Below are 15,495 nucleotides of genomic sequence, written 5' to 3'. Positions count from 1 at the left end.
TATTTTCTTATATCAGTAAATCCAATTCGATTAGCGCAGCCCTGCCCTGAGGGTTACCCCTCGCTGCATGTATAACGATTTTTCTGTCATAGGTTTTGGGGAAGCCGCTCAGACATTCTGCCGCCAGGGCGAATGGAGCGCGCATGCGCAGGTCTTTGATCGCAAAACAGATGATCCTGCTCTGGCAGATCATAAACGTAGTGAATTCAGCGCACTTGGCGTGAATGGATACGCGGACACGATGTCTGCCGTGAAGAGCTCCGACCTTATCCTCAGCCTTGTTACGGCAGATCAATCTGTGAACGCTGCGAAAGCGGCATCCGAAGCCCTCAGCTCTCACGCGCTATTCCTCGACATGAACTCGGTCGCACCGGACACAAAGCGCGAGGCCGCCAAAATCGTTGATGCCAAGGGCGGACGATATGTCGATGTTGCCATAATGGCGCCCGTACAGCCCAAAGCTCTGGATGTTCCGATCCTGATTTCAGGTCCAGCTGCCGGAGACGCTCATAACGCACTTGCCGGACTCGGCTTCAAAAACCTGAAAATTGCAGGCGCTGAAGTTGGTCAGGCCTCCACTATCAAAATGCTTAGATCCATAATGATCAAAGGCATTGAAGCGCTGACGGCAGAATGTGTGCTGGCAGCTGATCGCGCCGGCGCGCTGGACGCTGTGTTGGAAGCGCTGGGGGGCGATTGGGCGGAACGCGCCAATTACAATCTCGATCGCATGATGATCCACGGCACCCGCCGCGCAGCCGAAATGGAAGAGGTCGTCAAAACGATTGAGGGGCTTGGCATGCAAGCACTCCTGACGAGCGGAACGGTACGCCGTCAGGCAGAAATCGGCGCTCTCGGACATAAAAAACCGCCAGAAAACCTCAAAGAAAAACTCGCTCTTCTGGCGCAAGAGGAAACCATTTCATGACACTCATTATCGACTGCCACGGTCACTACACGACCGCCCCGGCACAGCACGATGACTGGCGCGAAGCTCAACTGTCAGCGTTCAAGTCCGGCGATGTGCCTCCTCCTTACCCCGACATTCCTGACGATTTGATCCGTGAGTCGCTGGAAGCAAACCAAATCCGCCTCATCAAAGAGCGTGGAGCGGACATGACGATCTTCAGTCCGCGTGCATCACGCATGGCTCACCATGTCGGCGATCAGGGCGTCTCCATGGAATGGTCGCGTCGCTGCAATGACCTGATCTATCGCGCGACTGAGCTGTATCCGGATATCTTCATCGGTGTTTGCCAGCTGCCACAATCGCCTCAGGCCGACCTTACCGAGTCCGTCAAAGAACTCGAACGCTGCGTGACCGAGCTTGGCTTTGTCGGCTGTAATCTGAACCCTGACCCCGGCGGTGGCCACTTCAACCATCCACCGCTGACTGACAAATACTGGTATCCGATCTTTGAAAAAATGGTCGAACTTGATGTGCCCGCAATGGTGCACGTCTCAGGCTCCTGCAATCCTGCGCAACATGCGACTGGCGCGTTCTATCTCGCCGCGGACACGATTGCCTTCATGCAGTTCCTCGAAGGCGATCTGTTCAAAGATTTTCCAGACCTTCGCTTCATCATTCCACACGGTGGCGGAGCAGTGCCTTATCATTGGGGCCGGTATCGCGGTCTGGCGGACATGCTGAAAAAGCCTGCCCTCGCAGAACACGTGATGAAGAACGTCTATTTCGACACCTGTGTTTATCACCAGCCGGGCATCGATCTGCTGTTCGACGTGATCGACAAAAAGAACATTCTTTTTGGCTCGGAAATGGTTGGCGCCGTGCGCGGCATCGACCCTGAGACGGGTTTCTATTTCGACGACACCAAACGCTATGTCGACTCGCTCGGGCTGTCCGATGAAGACCGCCACAACATTTACGAGGGCAATGCGCGCCGCGTTTATCCTCGTCTGGACGCACGACTGAAAGGGATGGGGAAATGACTTTTATTCGTAACCGCTGGTATGTCGCCGCATGGGATGGCGAGGTTGGCACACAGCCGCTCGGCCGGAAAATTTGTGGCGAAAACATTGTCATGTATCGCAAGCTGGATGGCCGCGTTGTCGCAATGCGCGACGCATGCCCTCACCGCCTTCTACCTCTGTCTATGGGCATTCGTGAAGGGGACAATCTCCGCTGCAAGTATCACGGAATGGTCGTTGGTCCGGATGGGTCTCCATGTGAGATGCCGCTCCGCAATGACCCGGTGAACAAGAAGCTATGCACGCCAACCTATGAAGTGCTTGAAAAGCATCGCTTCGTCTGGGTCTGGATCGGTGATCAGGAAAAAGCCGACCCGTCCACCGTTCCAGATTTCTGGCCATGCTCGGCTGAGGGTTGGGTATTTGACGGCGGCTATACCAGCGTCGGATGTGACTACCGCCTCTTCGTCGACAATCTTATGGACCTGACCCACGAAACCTATGTGCATATGGGCACAATCGGACAGATCGAGCTGATGGAAGCACCGCTGGAAACCACGGTGGATGGCGACAAGGTTACGCTTTCCCGCTGGATGCCGGGCGTCGATGCACCGCCATTCTGGCGCCACTTCCTGGGTAAGGAAGGTCCGGTAAACCGTTGGCAGATTTGCGAGTTTCTCGAACCTTGCTCGGTCATCATTGATGTTGGCGTTTCACCGGTTGAAGCAGGCGACACACTCGAAAGCCATGACTCCGGCGTCCGCGGTTTTGTAATCGACTCCATGACGCCTGAGACAGAAACCAGCTGTCACTATTTCTGGGGTATGGCCCGTAACTTTGCGATTGATGACGCTGGCGTGACTCAGCGCATGAAAGATCAGCAGGACATCGTCTTCAACGAAGATGTGGAAGTCCTCGAAGCACAGCAGAAATCTATCGCCGAAAATCCGGACATGCGCCTGCGCATTCTGAACATCGACTCTGGCGGCGCACATTCGCGCAAAGTCATCGAACGGCTGATGTCCGATGCATAAGAGCGTTCACGATTATCTCGCCGACTTCGACGATATCCCGGGCACCCGCGTCTACACCACAAAGCGGGCGCGTCAGGGCTATTGGCTCAACCAGTTTGCCATGAGCCTGATGACGGAAGAGAACCGCCAGAAATGGAAAGCTGACGAGAAAGCCTACCTCGATGGCTGGAAAATGACGGACGAGCAGAAAGAAGCGGTTCTCGCGCGCGACTATAACCGCATGCTCGATCTGGGCGGGAACATTTATTACCTCGCCAAAATCTTCTCCACCGATGGCCTCTCCTTCGTACAGGCCGTGTCGACCATGACTGGCATGAGTGTCGAAGACTACAAAGCCATGATGGATGCCGGTGGCCGTTCACCGGATGGTGTCCGCTCAATCAAGGAAGGGAACTGATATGGCCCGCATAACCGCTGGTGTGGCCACGAGCCACGTTCCGCTTCTGGGCGTCGGCATCGACCAGGGCAAAATGGAAGACCCGTACTTTAAGCCGATTTACCAAGGCTATGAGTGGTCCAAAAAATGGATTGCCGAAGAAAAGCCGGACGTAATCATTCTGGTCTATAACGACCACGCGTCTGCGTTCGACATGAACCTGATCCCAACCTTCGCCATTGGCTGCGCAGATGAATTTGCGCCCGCTGATGAAGGCTGGGGCCCGCGTCCTGTCCCGAACGTCAAGAACCATGCGGATATGGCCTGGCACATTGCCCAAAGCCTGATCCTCGATGAATTCGACATGACCATCATCAACAAGATGGATGTCGATCACGGCCTGACTGTTCCTCTGTCACTCATGTACGGTCAGCCCGAAGAATGGCCCGTGAAGGTCATCCCCCTAGCGGTCAATGTGGTCACCTACCCGCCACCATCCGGCAATCGATGCTGGAAACTCGGTGAAGCAATTGCGCGCGCCGTTGAGAGCTTTGAGGAAGACCTGAACGTCCAGATATGGGGCACCGGCGGCATGAGCCACCAGCTTCAGGGACCGCGCGCTGGCCTTATCAATGCTGAATGGGACCAGAAATTCCTCGATGACATGACCGCCGACCCTGAACGTCTGCGCCATATCCCGCACATCGAATACCTTCGCGAGACAGGCTCGGAAGGTATCGAAATGGTGATGTGGCTGATCATGCGCGGCGCGCTGGGCGACAACATCAAAGAACTTCACAGACATTTCCACGTCCCCGCATCCAACACTGCCGTGGGACACCTCGTATTGGAGAAAACCTCATGAGAATAGCACTCGCTGGCGCAGGCGCCTTCGGTGAAAAACACCTTGATGGCCTTGCTAAAATCGACGGCGTTGAGGTCACCAGCCTTGTTGGCCGCACCCTCGATAAGACTCAGGCTATCGCAGACAAGTACGGCATTGGTCACGTGACCACCGAGCTTGATGAAACGCTCGCACGGGATGATGTGGACGCAGTTATCCTCTGCACGCCAACTCAGATGCATGCGTCCCAAGCCATTGCCTGCATGAACGCTGGCAAGCATGTCGAAGTCGAGATTCCACTCGCCGACAACTGGGCGGATTCACAGGCTGTTATGGACAAGCAGAAAGAGACAGGTCTGGTCTGCATGGTTGGCCATACACGCCGCTTCAACCCGTCTCACCAGTACGTTCACAACAAGATCACAGCGGGCGAGCTGAACATTCAGCAAATGGACGTCCAGACTTACTTCTTCCGTCGCACGAACACGAATGCGAAGGGCGAACCGCGTAGCTGGACAGACCACCTTCTGTGGCACCACGCTGCGCACACGGTTGACCTCTTTCAATATCAGACCGGAGAGAAGGTCGTCGTCGCGCAGGCCGTTGAAGGCCCGCATCATCCTGATCTTGGCATCGCAATGGATATGTGCATTCAGCTAAAAACCGAGACTGGCAAAATCTGCACGCTGTCTCTCAGCTTCAACAATGACGGTCCGCTTGGCACCTTCTTCCGCTATATTTGCGATAACGGCACTTACCTTGCCCGCTATGATGATCTGGTAGATGGACGCGAGAACGCGATCGACGTTTCAAAAGTCGATGTGTCTATGAACGGTATCGAACTTCAGGACCGTGAGTTCATCGCGGCGATCCGTGAAGGCCGCGAGCCGAACAGTTCTGTCGCTCAAGTCCTGCCTTGCTATGAGGTTCTCTATCGACTTGAGCAAGGCATGAAGTGATGAAGACCGATGTTGCTATCATCGGCGCCGGTCCCGCTGGCCTTCTGCTTGGACACCTGCTGCGTCAACAGGGCATAGATGTTGTCGTCGTAGAACGTCAGAGCGCTGACTATGTGCTGGGGCGTATTCGTGCAGGCGTTCTGGAAAAAGTCACCGTCGATCTGATGAAGCAGCTTGATCTGTCTGATCGCATGATGAAGGAAGGCCTCCCGCATGAGGGCTTCTATCTGGCTGACGGCGAGAAGCTGATCCACATCAATATCGCAGAACTGACCGGTAGTTCGGTGATGGTTTACGGCCAGACCGAAGTCACCCGCGATCTTATGGATGCCTCTAAAAGCCGTGGGCTGGAAGTTATCTATAAGGCAGGTGACGTTGCGCTTCATGATGTGGCCGGCAATTCGCCTTATGTGACCTACCAGAAGGATGGCCAGGAGCATCGTATTGATGCACGCTTTATTGCAGGCTGCGATGGCTTTCACGGTCCATCTCGCAAAGCGATCCCGGACACAGTTGGCAAGACATTCGAGCGTGTCTATCCGTTCGGCTGGCTTGGCATTCTGGCAGACGTTCCACCATGCAATCACGAGCTCATTTACGCGAACCACTCAAACGGCTTCGCCCTCGCATCCATGCGGTCGAGCACGCGCAGCCGTTACTACATTCAGGTGCCTCTGGATGAGAAGGTTGAAGACTGGCCGGATGACCGCATCTGGGACGAACTCGCGGTGCGGCTCGGCCCGGACGCTGCGGCCAACATGACGCGTGGCACTGCATTGGAAAAGTCCATCGCGCCGCTCCGTTCATTTGTATTCGAGCCAATGCGCTATGGCAGCCTGTTCCTTGCCGGTGACGCAGCTCACATCGTTCCTCCGACAGGCGCGAAGGGGCTCAACCTCGCATCTTCGGACGTCGCTTATCTTTCCCGCGCGCTTATACAATTCTTCAAGAACGGTAATAGCGAAGGGATCGAAACCTATTCAGACACGGCACTTGCCCGGGTCTGGAAATCGGAGCGGTTCTCATGGTCTCTCACACAGCTCATGCACCGCTTCCCTGACGACGGTGCTTTCGGACGCCGTATGCAGGTCGCGGAGCTCGATTATATCGCCAGCTCCGAAGCGGCCCGTAAGTCAATTGCGGAAAACTATATCGGTCTTCCGCTGTAAGTCCCACTTCCGGACAACTTCAGGGCGGTCAGGTAACTGATCGCCCTTCTCTGTTTTACTCAGGAGACATTCATGCCGTTCACCTCTCGCTCAATAGCCGGAAAGCAGCTGAAACCGATTGGGCTGGGCTGCATGTCACTCAGTCAGGCCTACCTGCCGCTTCCGAGTGAAGATGACGGTGTCAAACTTCTGAACCGCGCCATCGACCTCGGCTACGACCATCTCGATACGGCCCGTCTTTATGGTCTCGGACACAATGAAGCCCTGCTCTCGCGCGTTTTAAAGACACGTCGCGATGAAGTGCTTCTGGCATCCAAATGCGGCATCAATGTCGATGGACCAAGCCGCGTGATCGACTGCAAACCAGAGACGGTAAAGAAGGCTGTAGACACCAGCCTCTCGACTCTCGGTGTCGATTATATCGACCTCTATTACCTTCATCGTCGCGATTTCAACGTACCGATTGAGGACAGTGTTGGCGCGCTCGTCGATATGCAAGCTGCAGGAAAAATTGGCGCAATCGGGCTTTCAGAAATGTCGGCTGATACGCTGCGCCAAGCAGCATCTGTTACGCAAATCGCTGCCATGCAGACCGAATACTCATTGTGGACACGCAACCCGGAGCTAGGCGTTCTCGAGACATGCAAGCAAACAGGCACTGCCTTCGTGGCGTTCTCTCCTGTTGCACGTGGCGCGCTGGCTCGCGCTGTATCCAATCCGGCAAAGCTGCTGGAGAAGGACCTTCGCAAAAACCATCCGCGTTTCACTGAAGAACACTGGCCGAAGAACCAGAAACTGATCACAGCGTTTGAAGCCCTGGCCGAAGAGACTGGCGTCAAACCTGCTCAATTGTCACTTTACTGGGTCCTGTCACAGGGCGAGCATGTTCACGCTATCCCGGGTACAGGCTCAATTCCTCATCTGGAAGAAAACTTCGCCACATTGGAACTAAGCGTCTCTGATGACATTCTGGGCAAGGCTGGAAAGCTGATCAATCAAGGCACTGTATCAGGGCATCGCTATCCGGAAGCGATGCGGAAGACCATTGATACTGAGGACTATATCTGACCTCAGATACGAAAAGGGCGCCCGATGAGGCGCCCTTTCTTCCTCTATGAAAGCAAATCCATTCGCTTTTGACGGCCCATCGCTTCGCCCGAACGAACGCGTACGGCCCAGCCAGCAATATCGCCGAGATCTGTTTCCGCGAGGAAGAGCGCCAGCCCCGCCAGATCTGCCGCCGAATTCGAACCCACATCCTTTGCGGACATGGCTCCACGCGCCAGATACGTGACACCAGCCACACGGCCAAACATCTCCTGATATGCCGTCGCACCGAAGAGACGGGTGTCCATGTCAGTTTCTTTCATCCATGAGGTCACATCTTGAAGCGCCTTAATCCCCGCAGCGAGATGGACGGCAAGGCGTTTCAGATCAGCATCGCCTGATGCTTCAAATTCCGAACACTTCGCGTCAAAGCTTTCAAGCAGGCGCGGGATAGCCTCTCCTCCAGAAAGGCCGAGCTTCCGCGTGGCGAGGTCTATGGCCTGAATGCCGTTTGTGCCTTCGTAGATTGGCGCAATACGCGCATCCCGATAGAGCTGCGAAGCAAGTGTTTCGCCCATAAAGCCCATACCGCCATGGATTTGCACACCAAGGCTGGCAGACAGAACACCGACATCAGTCGACCATGACTTCGCGATAGGTGTCAGGATTTCTTCGACCTCTTTTGCAAGCTTGCGGTCAGCATCGTCTCCGCCGGCCACCGACATATCGCTGGATTTCGCGCACTCGTAACAGATCGCGCGAGCCGCCATTGTACGGGCACGCATCTGGAGCAGCATGTGCTGAACATCAGGGTGGTTGATGATCGGAGCAGAACCTTCAACACCTTCAGCGCGCCCCTGCTTGCGTTCAGCCGCAAAATCGCGAGCGACGCGGTAGGCCGCCTCTGACTGGGCTAGCCCCTGAATGCCGACCTGCAAACGCGCCGAGTTCATCATGGTGAACATGGCCGCGAGGCCCTTATTTGGCTCGCCGATAAGCCAGCCTTTGGCTCCGTCGTATTCCATGACGCAGGTTGGAGACGCGTGGATACCGAGTTTGTGCTCAAGACCAATACAGGTAACGCCGTTGCGCTCACCAGCTTCGCCATTGGCATCCGGTAGATATTTAGGACAGAGGAACAGCGAAATACCGCGCGAACCCGATGGCGCATCTGGCAGGCGCGCCAGCACCAGATGGACGATATTGTCCGTCAGGTCGTGATCGCCCCAGGTGATGTAAATCTTCTGGCCCGAGATGGCAAAGCTGCCGTCATCATTTGGTACAGCTTTCGTTTTCAGCGCACCTACATCAGAGCCTGCCTGAGGCTCGGTGAGGTTCATTGTGCCAGTCCACTCTCCGGAAATGAGCTTTGGCAAATAAAGCGCTTTCTGTTCATCCGAGCCGTGCTCGAGCAGCGCTTCAATCGCACCGAAAGACAGCATTGGGCACAGGCTGAACGACATGTTGGACGCCTGCACCATTTCCATCACGGCAACGGCCAGCGTACGCGGTAGTCCCTGCCCGCCAAACGCCTCTGGAAATGGCATGCCCATCCAGCCGCCTTCCTGAAAGGCTTTATACGCGTCTTTGAAGCCGGGAGCTGAGTAGACCTGCCCGTTCTCAAGGCGTGCGCCGGTCTTGTCGCCGGGTTGATTGAGCGGCGCCAGAACGTCCATGCAGAGCTTTCCAGCTTCTTCAAGAACGGGGGCGACTAGATCAGCATCAAAATCGGGAAACGCCTCAGCGCTCATGTCACCAATCTGCGTGACCTGCGTCAGAATACTCGAAATATCATCGATCGTACGTGGGGTGATCATTCAATCGTCCTTCTATCCCAGAAGTCATATTTATTTTTAGGCTAACTTCTCCAGCCGACGCGAAAGATCAATGCATGACGCAACGTCAATCGAGACGAAGGCATGACACCTTATCGCCTGATGATATCGCAGGGTCTGCTGATGGACGATGGATCAGAACATCCGCGTGGATAAACGGGCTGAGCAATGAGGAGTCCTGATTTCCCGCGGGCACGACAATCTGTCGTCCATCGTCATCATATGCGAGATGCCCGCGCATAAATGTCTCTCGTTGGCCGTTCGCAGGAATATCTTCTGCCAGAACCACATTCATCCAGCCTTCTGATAGCTCCGCGCCGATCATTGTCTGGACAAGCGGTTTCAGAAAAATATGAGCGCAGACCAGCGCCGAAGCAGGGTTTCCGGGCAGCCCCAGAACACGCGTATCCCCCTTCTTGAAAAGCCAGGTCGGCTTGCCCGGCTTGATCGCGATCTTGGAGAAGACTTCTTCGAAACCGAGTAACTGGAAAACCGGCTTCATATGATCATGGTCACCGACAGATGCGCCGCCAATTGGCACGTATAGATCGACCTCACCTGCGCTCTCAATCCGCCTCGCGATTTCGGCGCGATCATCAGGTGCCGCACCCAGATCGATAGCCTCTCCGCCCCATGCATTGATGAGCGCGCAGAGCGAATATCCATTCGACGCAATGATCTGGCCTTCAGACAGCACGCTGCCCGGCAGGCGCAGCTCATCCCCATTCGACAGCACTGCCACTTTCGGGCGTCTATAGACATCAACCGATCCGTGGTTGGCGGCCGCAATAATAGAAAGATGGCGTGGTGTGAGGCGGGTTCCGACCGCGATCAGCTCATCGCCCTTAGAGAAGTCTATACCAGCACGACGAATATGCAGGCTGGGCGACTTTGGCTCCGTTAGCGTGACGGCGTCCCCTTCACGACTCACGTTCTCCTGCATGACGATACGGTCTGCACCATCGGGCACGACTGAACCGGTAAAGATGCGGACGCATTCGTTTTCACCGAGACTACCTTTGTACGGGTGCCCGGCGGGCGCCTCTCCGACCAGCTTCAGCGTTTTGCCTTGCACAAAATCGGCATCACGCACGGCATAGCCGTCCATGGCAGACATGTTCGACGCAGGCTGCGTAAGTTTAGCGAGAATGGGTGCTGAAAGCGTACGCCCAACGGCTTCAGCCAGTGGGATGGTCTCGGACCGGGTACGAACGGCACTGGCGCTAATATGCGCCAGCGCTTCAAGTCTGTCGATCAAGGAAAGCTCCGGAAACGATCTGAAATCTCAGATTGTTATCCGTAGAAGCCACACAATGTGTCAACCAGAGCCTTACCAATGCCACCGCTGCAGCGGTAGAAAATCGTTTGCGCGTCGCGGCGGGACTCAACGAGCCCGGCTGCGCGCAGCTTGGCGAGATGCTGGGATACAGCAGACTGGGACTGATCTGTCAGTTCCACCAACTGGTTCACAGACAACTCACCACCACTCAGTGCGCAGAGAATCTTCAGCCGCGTTTCGCTGGCCATAGCTTTCAGCACTTCAGACGCCTCATTGATGCGGTCTGAAACCACGTCAAAGGCTTCCTTTGAGTCTGGATGCAATACTGTCATCAGGAAAAACGCTCCTCTGTAACCATCATCTCTGCGCCATCGCCATCATCGGTTTTAGCTTCAGGCGGCAGCCACTCTGGTCCCCGCAGAGCAATATAGATTGCAGGGATTACCAGAACAGTAAGCGCAGTAGAAGATGCAAGTCCAAACAGCAGTGAAATCGCCAATCCCTGGAAAATTGGGTCAGTCAGGATCACTGCTGCACCAATCATAGCCGCAAGTGCAGTCAGCACGATTGGTTTGAAACGAATCGCTCCGGCATCAAGCAGCACCTCTTTCAGAGGCGTGGTCGCGTCGGTGCGATGACGCACGAAGTCCACCAGCAGGATAGAGTTCCGCACGATAATGCCCGCGAGCGCGATAAAGCCGATCATAGATGTCGCCGTGAAGGCCGCGCCGAACAACCAGTGACCGATCATGATACCGATCAGCGTCAGAGGAACCGGCGTCAGGATGATCAATGGCACGCGGAACGTACCAAACTGGGCCACTACCAGAATGTAGATACCAACCAGAGCGACACCGAAAGCCATGCCCATGTCACGGAAGGTCACATATGTGATCTCCCATTCACCATCCCAAAGAATGGTCGGACGGGTTTCATCTTCCGGCTGGCCATACATACGTACAGCTGGTGCCTCGAGACCGACGGCCTCCCAGTCATATTCCGCGATGAGGTCCTGAATCTCGAACATGCCGTAGATTGGTGCCTCATAACGACCGGCAAGTTCGCCCATCACCATGTCAGTGAAATAGCCATCCCGGCGGAAGATAAGCGGAGACCCCACTTCTTCGGAAACATTCACCAGAGCACCCAGCTCCACAGGCGCAACACCCGGCTGGCCCATGCGACGCGGAACAGGGATCGCACCGATCTCCTGCGTCCATGCGCGCTCGGCACGTGGCAGACGGATATTGATGTTCAGCGGATCACGGCCCTCGCCGCGCGGATTCACGCCAACAGTCTGACCGGAAAACGCCAAAGCGACCGTGTCGAGGATATCCTGCTGCATCACGCCATAATCGGCCGCACGTGGTTCATCGACAGAGATAGACAGACGCGGTGCTGGCGAACCGATTGAATCGTTCACGTCCACGATAAAGTCTGTCTCTTCAAAGAAGCCACGCACAATGCCCGCCGTCTGACGGCGTGCTTCCGGCGTTGGGCCATAAATCTCTGCCATCAGAGTCGCGATGACCGGCGGACCAGGTGGCACTTCCACAACACTTACATTTGCACCCTCAGGAAGAGGTACATCGAGAACGAGGTGACGAAGCTCCAGAGCAACTTCATGGCTGGACCGGTCACGGTGTTCTTTCTCAGACAGATTGACCTGTAGATCGCCAAGCTCCGGAGAGTTGCGCAGGAAGTAGTGACGCACAAGGCCATTGAAGTTGAACGGCGCTGCCGTGCCTGCATAAGCCTGAATCGTCTCAACCTCATGTACGCCGCGGATCGCATCAGCCAGCGCAAAGAGTGACCGTTCGGTATCTTCAACAGATGCACCTTCCGGCAGATCGAGAACAATCTGGATCTCAGACTTGTTATCAAACGGAAGAAGTTTCACCGGCACAGCCTTGAAAGCAAACAAGCTCATAGAGGCCAGCGTCGTCACGCCGACGATCAGAAGGAACGTCCATGCAGTCGTTCGCGACTTCACAATAGGTCCAGCCACAGCCCGATAGAATTTGCTGATACGAGTCTCGGCGTGTTCGTCATGCCCATGATCAGCAAGCTTTGCATTGCCCGCAATCTTCATGAGCAGCCAGGGTGCAATGCCGACCGCGACAAAGAATGAAAACATCATCGCTGCAGACGCATTCGCCGGAATTGGCGCCATATATGGCCCCATAAGACCGGACACAAACATCATAGGCAGAAGAGCAGCGATAACTGTAAGCGTCGCGATGATGGTCGGGTTACCAACTTCGGCAACCGCATCCACGGCCGCCTTCACACGTGTCCGGCCATCCTTCATCGCCCAGTGACGTGCAATGTTTTCGATGATGACAATCGCATCGTCGACCAGAATGCCGATCGAGAAGATAAGCGCGAACAGGCTCACGCGGTTGATTGTGTACCCCATCATGAGTGAGGCAAACAGCGTTAGCAGAATGGTTGTCGGGATAACGATCAGTGTCACCAGGGCTTCACGCCAGCCAATCGCAAACGCGATCAGAACAACGATAGAAACTGTTGCAAGACCGAGGTGGAACAGAAGCTCATTCGCTTTGTGGTTCGCAGTCTCACCATAGTTACGCGTGACTTCTACGCGCACTCCTTCCGGAATGAGCGTGCCCGTGAGCTCGTCAACGCGGTGCAGAATCGCTTCGGCTACATTCACCGCATTCGCACCCGGACGTTTCGCCAGCGCGAGCGTCACCGCAGGACGCGCATCAAACTCGTCAGCGCCTTCATGGCGTTCAAGCGTCCAGACGCGGTCTTCGGTCTCCTCACCGACGACACGGACTGTCGCAACATCAGACAGATAAACGCTTCGGCCACCCGTGCCCGGAAGCTCCAGACGCTCCAGCTCTGCAACAGAGTTCACCCGGTCACCGGCCTGAACAATAACGCTCTGGCCTTCCTGACGGGCTGTGCCGACAGGCTGCGCGGCAGCTGCTTGCTGAACCGACTGAACAAGCGTCTGAAGCGGCACACCATAAGCGGCAAGCGCCTGAATGTCCGGCTCTACGCGCATCTCAAGAGGACGCCCGCCGACAACATATGTCAGGCCAACTTCATCGACCTTCATCAGCTCGCGCTGAAGCTCGTCCACGATCATACGAAGACTCGTGTCGGACCAGACGCTGCCCGTCCACTCTTCAGGAGAAAGGGTCAGGCTGACAATCGGAACGTCATTAATGCCGCGACCAACGACCAGCGGCATAGGCACGCCATTCGGAATGCGGTCGATGTTTGCGCGAATACGCTCGTGGACACGCAAAATAGCGTCGTCGGCATCGGTGCCAACGTCAAAGCGCGCCGTTACCAGCGCACCATCATCTCGCGATTGCGAATAGACATGCTCGACATTCGGGATCGCCATAATGATCTGTTCGAGCGGTTCAGTGACCTGCTCAACCGTATCGGCAGCGCGAAGCCCCGCAGCAGACACCATAATGTCTACCATCGGCACAGAAATCTGAGGCTCTTCCTCACGCGGGATCGTCAGAAGCGCGATCAACCCGACAGCCAGAGCTGACAGGAGGAAGAGCGGTGTAAGCGGCGAACGGATCGTCGCTTTGGTGATTGAACCGGAAATATCCGCTTTCATAATCTTACTCCGGCATCGTAATTACGTCGCCTGGGCGGAGACCGGACAGGATTTCGTAATAGCCTTCAGTTTCGCCAAGAGGCGCCGCGAGCGCGACAGGCGCATCGACGAAACGTTCACCCACCTCAACGCGCACAAAATCGACGCCATAGCGCGTGGACACATATTCAGCAGGGATACGGATTGCGCGGCGTTCACCGACAGGCGCAAGCACGTCTACCCGTTCACCTACCAGCGCATTGAGACCGCCCTGCACTGTCGCGTCCGCCACAACCGCGCCGTCGCGCAGTTCAGGATAGACCGTAATGATGGTCGCCGACTGGACTTCGTTGCCACGCGATGGCTGGCGCAGAGAAATCGTCTCACCTTCAGCAACCTGAGAGGCATGACGCTCTGGCAATGACAGGCGCACAACACCGTTCAGCGTCGCAAAGCTTGCAATCACCTCGCCCGGGTTCACGACAGAGCCTTCAACCACATTCACGCTAGTTACGCGTGCATCAGCAGGAGCCAGAATGCGGCCCTCAGACTGACGTGCAGCCAGCGCGCGGCGTTCAGCCTGCGCAGAAGCAAGGTTACGGTTCAGAACTTCGAGCGCTGTACGTTGCTCGTCCAGACGCGCACGCGGAAAGAAACCGTCTTCGAACAGCGCTTCATTGCGCGCGAGGTCCGCTTCCGCTTGCGAAATCTGTGACTGAAGGCCCGCAATACGTGCATCGAAAGCCGCGAGGCCCGGGCCGATTGTGTCGTCGGTGACAAGCGCAACAAGTTCGCCCGCCTCAACAACCTGACCTTCATCAATGCTGAGACGCGACACAACGCCTTGAAGGCGCGAACGTGCCGTCGCGACGTCACCTGCTTCGATGCGCGCGATCACCGGACGGTAGTCGACCACAGTCATCTCTTCGACAGTAATATTCTGCGCGAGGGCAGCAGGCGCGGCGACAGCAATCAGCGTCGCCAGCGCAGCAAATTTAGTAACGGCCTGCATCTTGTACCTGACCTGTAGCTGGATTGATTTTTACGACCGGAAGATTGTGGGTCTTCCACATGCCTATACCACCAGTCATGTGAGCAGCATCAGCGCCGGTTTCTTTCATGAACATATCAAGCGCCATGCGAGAGCGTTTGCCAGAACCGCACTGGAAGATGACACGGCGCTCACCACCAGTCGGGATCGCTTTTGGTTCAAAGGTAGAGAGCGGATGAAGCAGCGCACCATGAACACGCTCGTTTGCGAACTCGGCTGGTTCACGCACATCCACGAGCAGAATCTTCTGCGCTTTGAGGTCTTCAAAAATGTCTGTTGGCGGCAGATCGCGTCCGTCACTCATCATTTTACTCCCATTTTCTGAGGCACCATTCGATAATTACACCCTTATCTGCCTCAGTTTAGCATAATCTTATATGCGA

Annotated in this window: 14 protein-coding genes; 8 read left to right on the top strand and 6 right to left on the bottom strand. The window is 55.7% G+C overall.

Annotated elements, in window-relative coordinates; translation table 11 throughout:
- Positions 1 to 67 precede the first annotated feature (67 nt).
- From P1U45_RS11570 to P1U45_RS11535, 8 genes are all read left to right on the top strand, one after another.
- Positions 68 to 928 carry an NAD(P)-dependent oxidoreductase gene (locus P1U45_RS11570; RefSeq protein ID WP_301059209.1) on the top strand — a complete coding sequence of 287 codons (861 nt, stop codon included), beginning with the start codon at positions 68 to 70 and terminating at the stop codon, positions 926 to 928.
- Positions 925 to 1,950, top strand: coding sequence for an amidohydrolase family protein (locus P1U45_RS11565; protein WP_301059208.1), 1,026 nt, complete (start codon positions 925 to 927; stop codon positions 1,948 to 1,950). The genes P1U45_RS11570 and P1U45_RS11565 overlap by 4 nt, the downstream gene beginning before the upstream one ends.
- Positions 1,947 to 2,963, top strand: coding sequence for an aromatic ring-hydroxylating dioxygenase subunit alpha (locus P1U45_RS11560; RefSeq protein WP_301059207.1), 1,017 nt, complete (start codon positions 1,947 to 1,949; stop codon positions 2,961 to 2,963). Before P1U45_RS11565 ends, P1U45_RS11560 begins: the two co-directional genes overlap by 4 nt.
- Positions 2,956 to 3,360 (top strand): protocatechuate 4,5-dioxygenase subunit alpha, encoded by a 405-nt coding sequence (ligA, locus tag P1U45_RS11555; protein ID WP_301059206.1) that lies wholly within the window; start codon positions 2,956 to 2,958, stop codon positions 3,358 to 3,360. The genes P1U45_RS11560 and ligA overlap by 8 nt, the downstream gene beginning before the upstream one ends.
- Position 3,361: 1 nt before the next feature.
- Entirely contained in the window at positions 3,362 to 4,204 is an 843-nt protein-coding gene (locus P1U45_RS11550) for a class III extradiol dioxygenase subunit beta (RefSeq protein WP_301059205.1), read from the top strand.
- A complete protein-coding gene (locus tag P1U45_RS11545; RefSeq protein ID WP_301059204.1) occupies positions 4,201 to 5,142 on the top strand; it encodes a Gfo/Idh/MocA family oxidoreductase in 942 nt (313 codons plus the stop codon). The genes P1U45_RS11550 and P1U45_RS11545 overlap by 4 nt, the downstream gene beginning before the upstream one ends.
- Entirely contained in the window at positions 5,142 to 6,311 is a 1,170-nt protein-coding gene (pobA, locus tag P1U45_RS11540) for a 4-hydroxybenzoate 3-monooxygenase (RefSeq protein WP_301059203.1), read from the top strand. Before P1U45_RS11545 ends, pobA begins: the two co-directional genes overlap by 1 nt.
- 72 nt (positions 6,312 to 6,383) lie before the next feature.
- Entirely contained in the window at positions 6,384 to 7,379 is a 996-nt protein-coding gene (locus P1U45_RS11535; protein WP_301059202.1) for an aldo/keto reductase, read from the top strand.
- Between the two features lie 44 nt (positions 7,380 to 7,423).
- Here the strand turns inward: P1U45_RS11535 and P1U45_RS11530 are convergent, their stop codons facing one another.
- From P1U45_RS11530 to P1U45_RS11505, 6 genes are all read right to left on the bottom strand, one after another.
- On the bottom strand, positions 7,424 to 9,175 hold the full coding sequence (locus P1U45_RS11530) for an acyl-CoA dehydrogenase (RefSeq protein WP_301059201.1): 1,752 nt from the start codon (positions 9,173 to 9,175) through the stop codon (positions 7,424 to 7,426).
- An 85-nt stretch (positions 9,176 to 9,260) separates the two neighbouring features.
- A complete protein-coding gene (gene glp, locus P1U45_RS11525) occupies positions 9,261 to 10,451 on the bottom strand; it encodes a gephyrin-like molybdotransferase Glp (protein ID WP_301059200.1) in 1,191 nt (396 codons plus the stop codon).
- 35 nt (positions 10,452 to 10,486) lie between these two features.
- Positions 10,487 to 10,804: a metalloregulator ArsR/SmtB family transcription factor gene (locus P1U45_RS11520; RefSeq protein ID WP_033232407.1), complete on the bottom strand. Its 318-nt coding sequence runs from the start codon at positions 10,802 to 10,804 to the stop codon at positions 10,487 to 10,489.
- Positions 10,804 to 14,082: an efflux RND transporter permease subunit gene (locus P1U45_RS11515; RefSeq protein WP_301059199.1), complete on the bottom strand. Its 3,279-nt coding sequence runs from the start codon at positions 14,080 to 14,082 to the stop codon at positions 10,804 to 10,806. The genes P1U45_RS11520 and P1U45_RS11515 overlap by 1 nt, the downstream gene beginning before the upstream one ends.
- Before the next feature lie 4 nt (positions 14,083 to 14,086).
- A complete protein-coding gene (locus P1U45_RS11510) occupies positions 14,087 to 15,073 on the bottom strand; it encodes an efflux RND transporter periplasmic adaptor subunit (RefSeq protein WP_301059198.1) in 987 nt (328 codons plus the stop codon).
- On the bottom strand, positions 15,057 to 15,416 hold the full coding sequence (locus P1U45_RS11505) for a rhodanese-like domain-containing protein (RefSeq protein WP_301059197.1): 360 nt from the start codon (positions 15,414 to 15,416) through the stop codon (positions 15,057 to 15,059). Before P1U45_RS11505 ends, P1U45_RS11510 begins: the two co-directional genes overlap by 17 nt.
- Between the last annotated feature and the right edge of the window lie 79 nt (positions 15,417 to 15,495).

Origin of the sequence: Ponticaulis sp., from assembly GCF_029210165.1 — a bacterium.
In the GTDB taxonomy this organism is placed as follows: domain Bacteria; phylum Pseudomonadota; class Alphaproteobacteria; order Caulobacterales; family Hyphomonadaceae; genus Ponticaulis.
This window is presented reverse-complemented; position numbering and strand designations above follow the sequence as displayed.

What these genes read in the sequence shown, in the direction of transcription:
- ligA (WP_301059206.1), top strand. Translation starts at nt 2,956, where the DNA reads ATGCATAAGAGCGTTCACGATTATCTCGCCGACTTCGACGATATCCCG.
- P1U45_RS11535 (WP_301059202.1), top strand. Translation starts at nt 6,384, where the DNA reads ATGCCGTTCACCTCTCGCTCAATAGCCGGAAAGCAGCTGAAACCGATT.
- P1U45_RS11505 (WP_301059197.1), bottom strand. Translation starts at nt 15,416, where the DNA reads ATGAGTGACGGACGCGATCTGCCGCCAACAGACATTTTTGAAGACCTC.
- P1U45_RS11550 (WP_301059205.1), top strand. Translation starts at nt 3,362, where the DNA reads ATGGCCCGCATAACCGCTGGTGTGGCCACGAGCCACGTTCCGCTTCTG.
- P1U45_RS11545 (WP_301059204.1), top strand. Translation starts at nt 4,201, where the DNA reads ATGAGAATAGCACTCGCTGGCGCAGGCGCCTTCGGTGAAAAACACCTT.
- P1U45_RS11530 (WP_301059201.1), bottom strand. Translation starts at nt 9,175, where the DNA reads ATGATCACCCCACGTACGATCGATGATATTTCGAGTATTCTGACGCAG.
- P1U45_RS11515 (WP_301059199.1), bottom strand. Translation starts at nt 14,082, where the DNA reads ATGAAAGCGGATATTTCCGGTTCAATCACCAAAGCGACGATCCGTTCG.
- P1U45_RS11565 (WP_301059208.1), top strand. Translation starts at nt 925, where the DNA reads ATGACACTCATTATCGACTGCCACGGTCACTACACGACCGCCCCGGCA.
- P1U45_RS11560 (WP_301059207.1), top strand. Translation starts at nt 1,947, where the DNA reads ATGACTTTTATTCGTAACCGCTGGTATGTCGCCGCATGGGATGGCGAG.
- P1U45_RS11520 (WP_033232407.1), bottom strand. Translation starts at nt 10,804, where the DNA reads ATGACAGTATTGCATCCAGACTCAAAGGAAGCCTTTGACGTGGTTTCA.
- P1U45_RS11570 (WP_301059209.1), top strand. Translation starts at nt 68, where the DNA reads ATGTATAACGATTTTTCTGTCATAGGTTTTGGGGAAGCCGCTCAGACA.
- pobA (WP_301059203.1), top strand. Translation starts at nt 5,142, where the DNA reads ATGAAGACCGATGTTGCTATCATCGGCGCCGGTCCCGCTGGCCTTCTG.
- P1U45_RS11510 (WP_301059198.1), bottom strand. Translation starts at nt 15,073, where the DNA reads ATGCAGGCCGTTACTAAATTTGCTGCGCTGGCGACGCTGATTGCTGTC.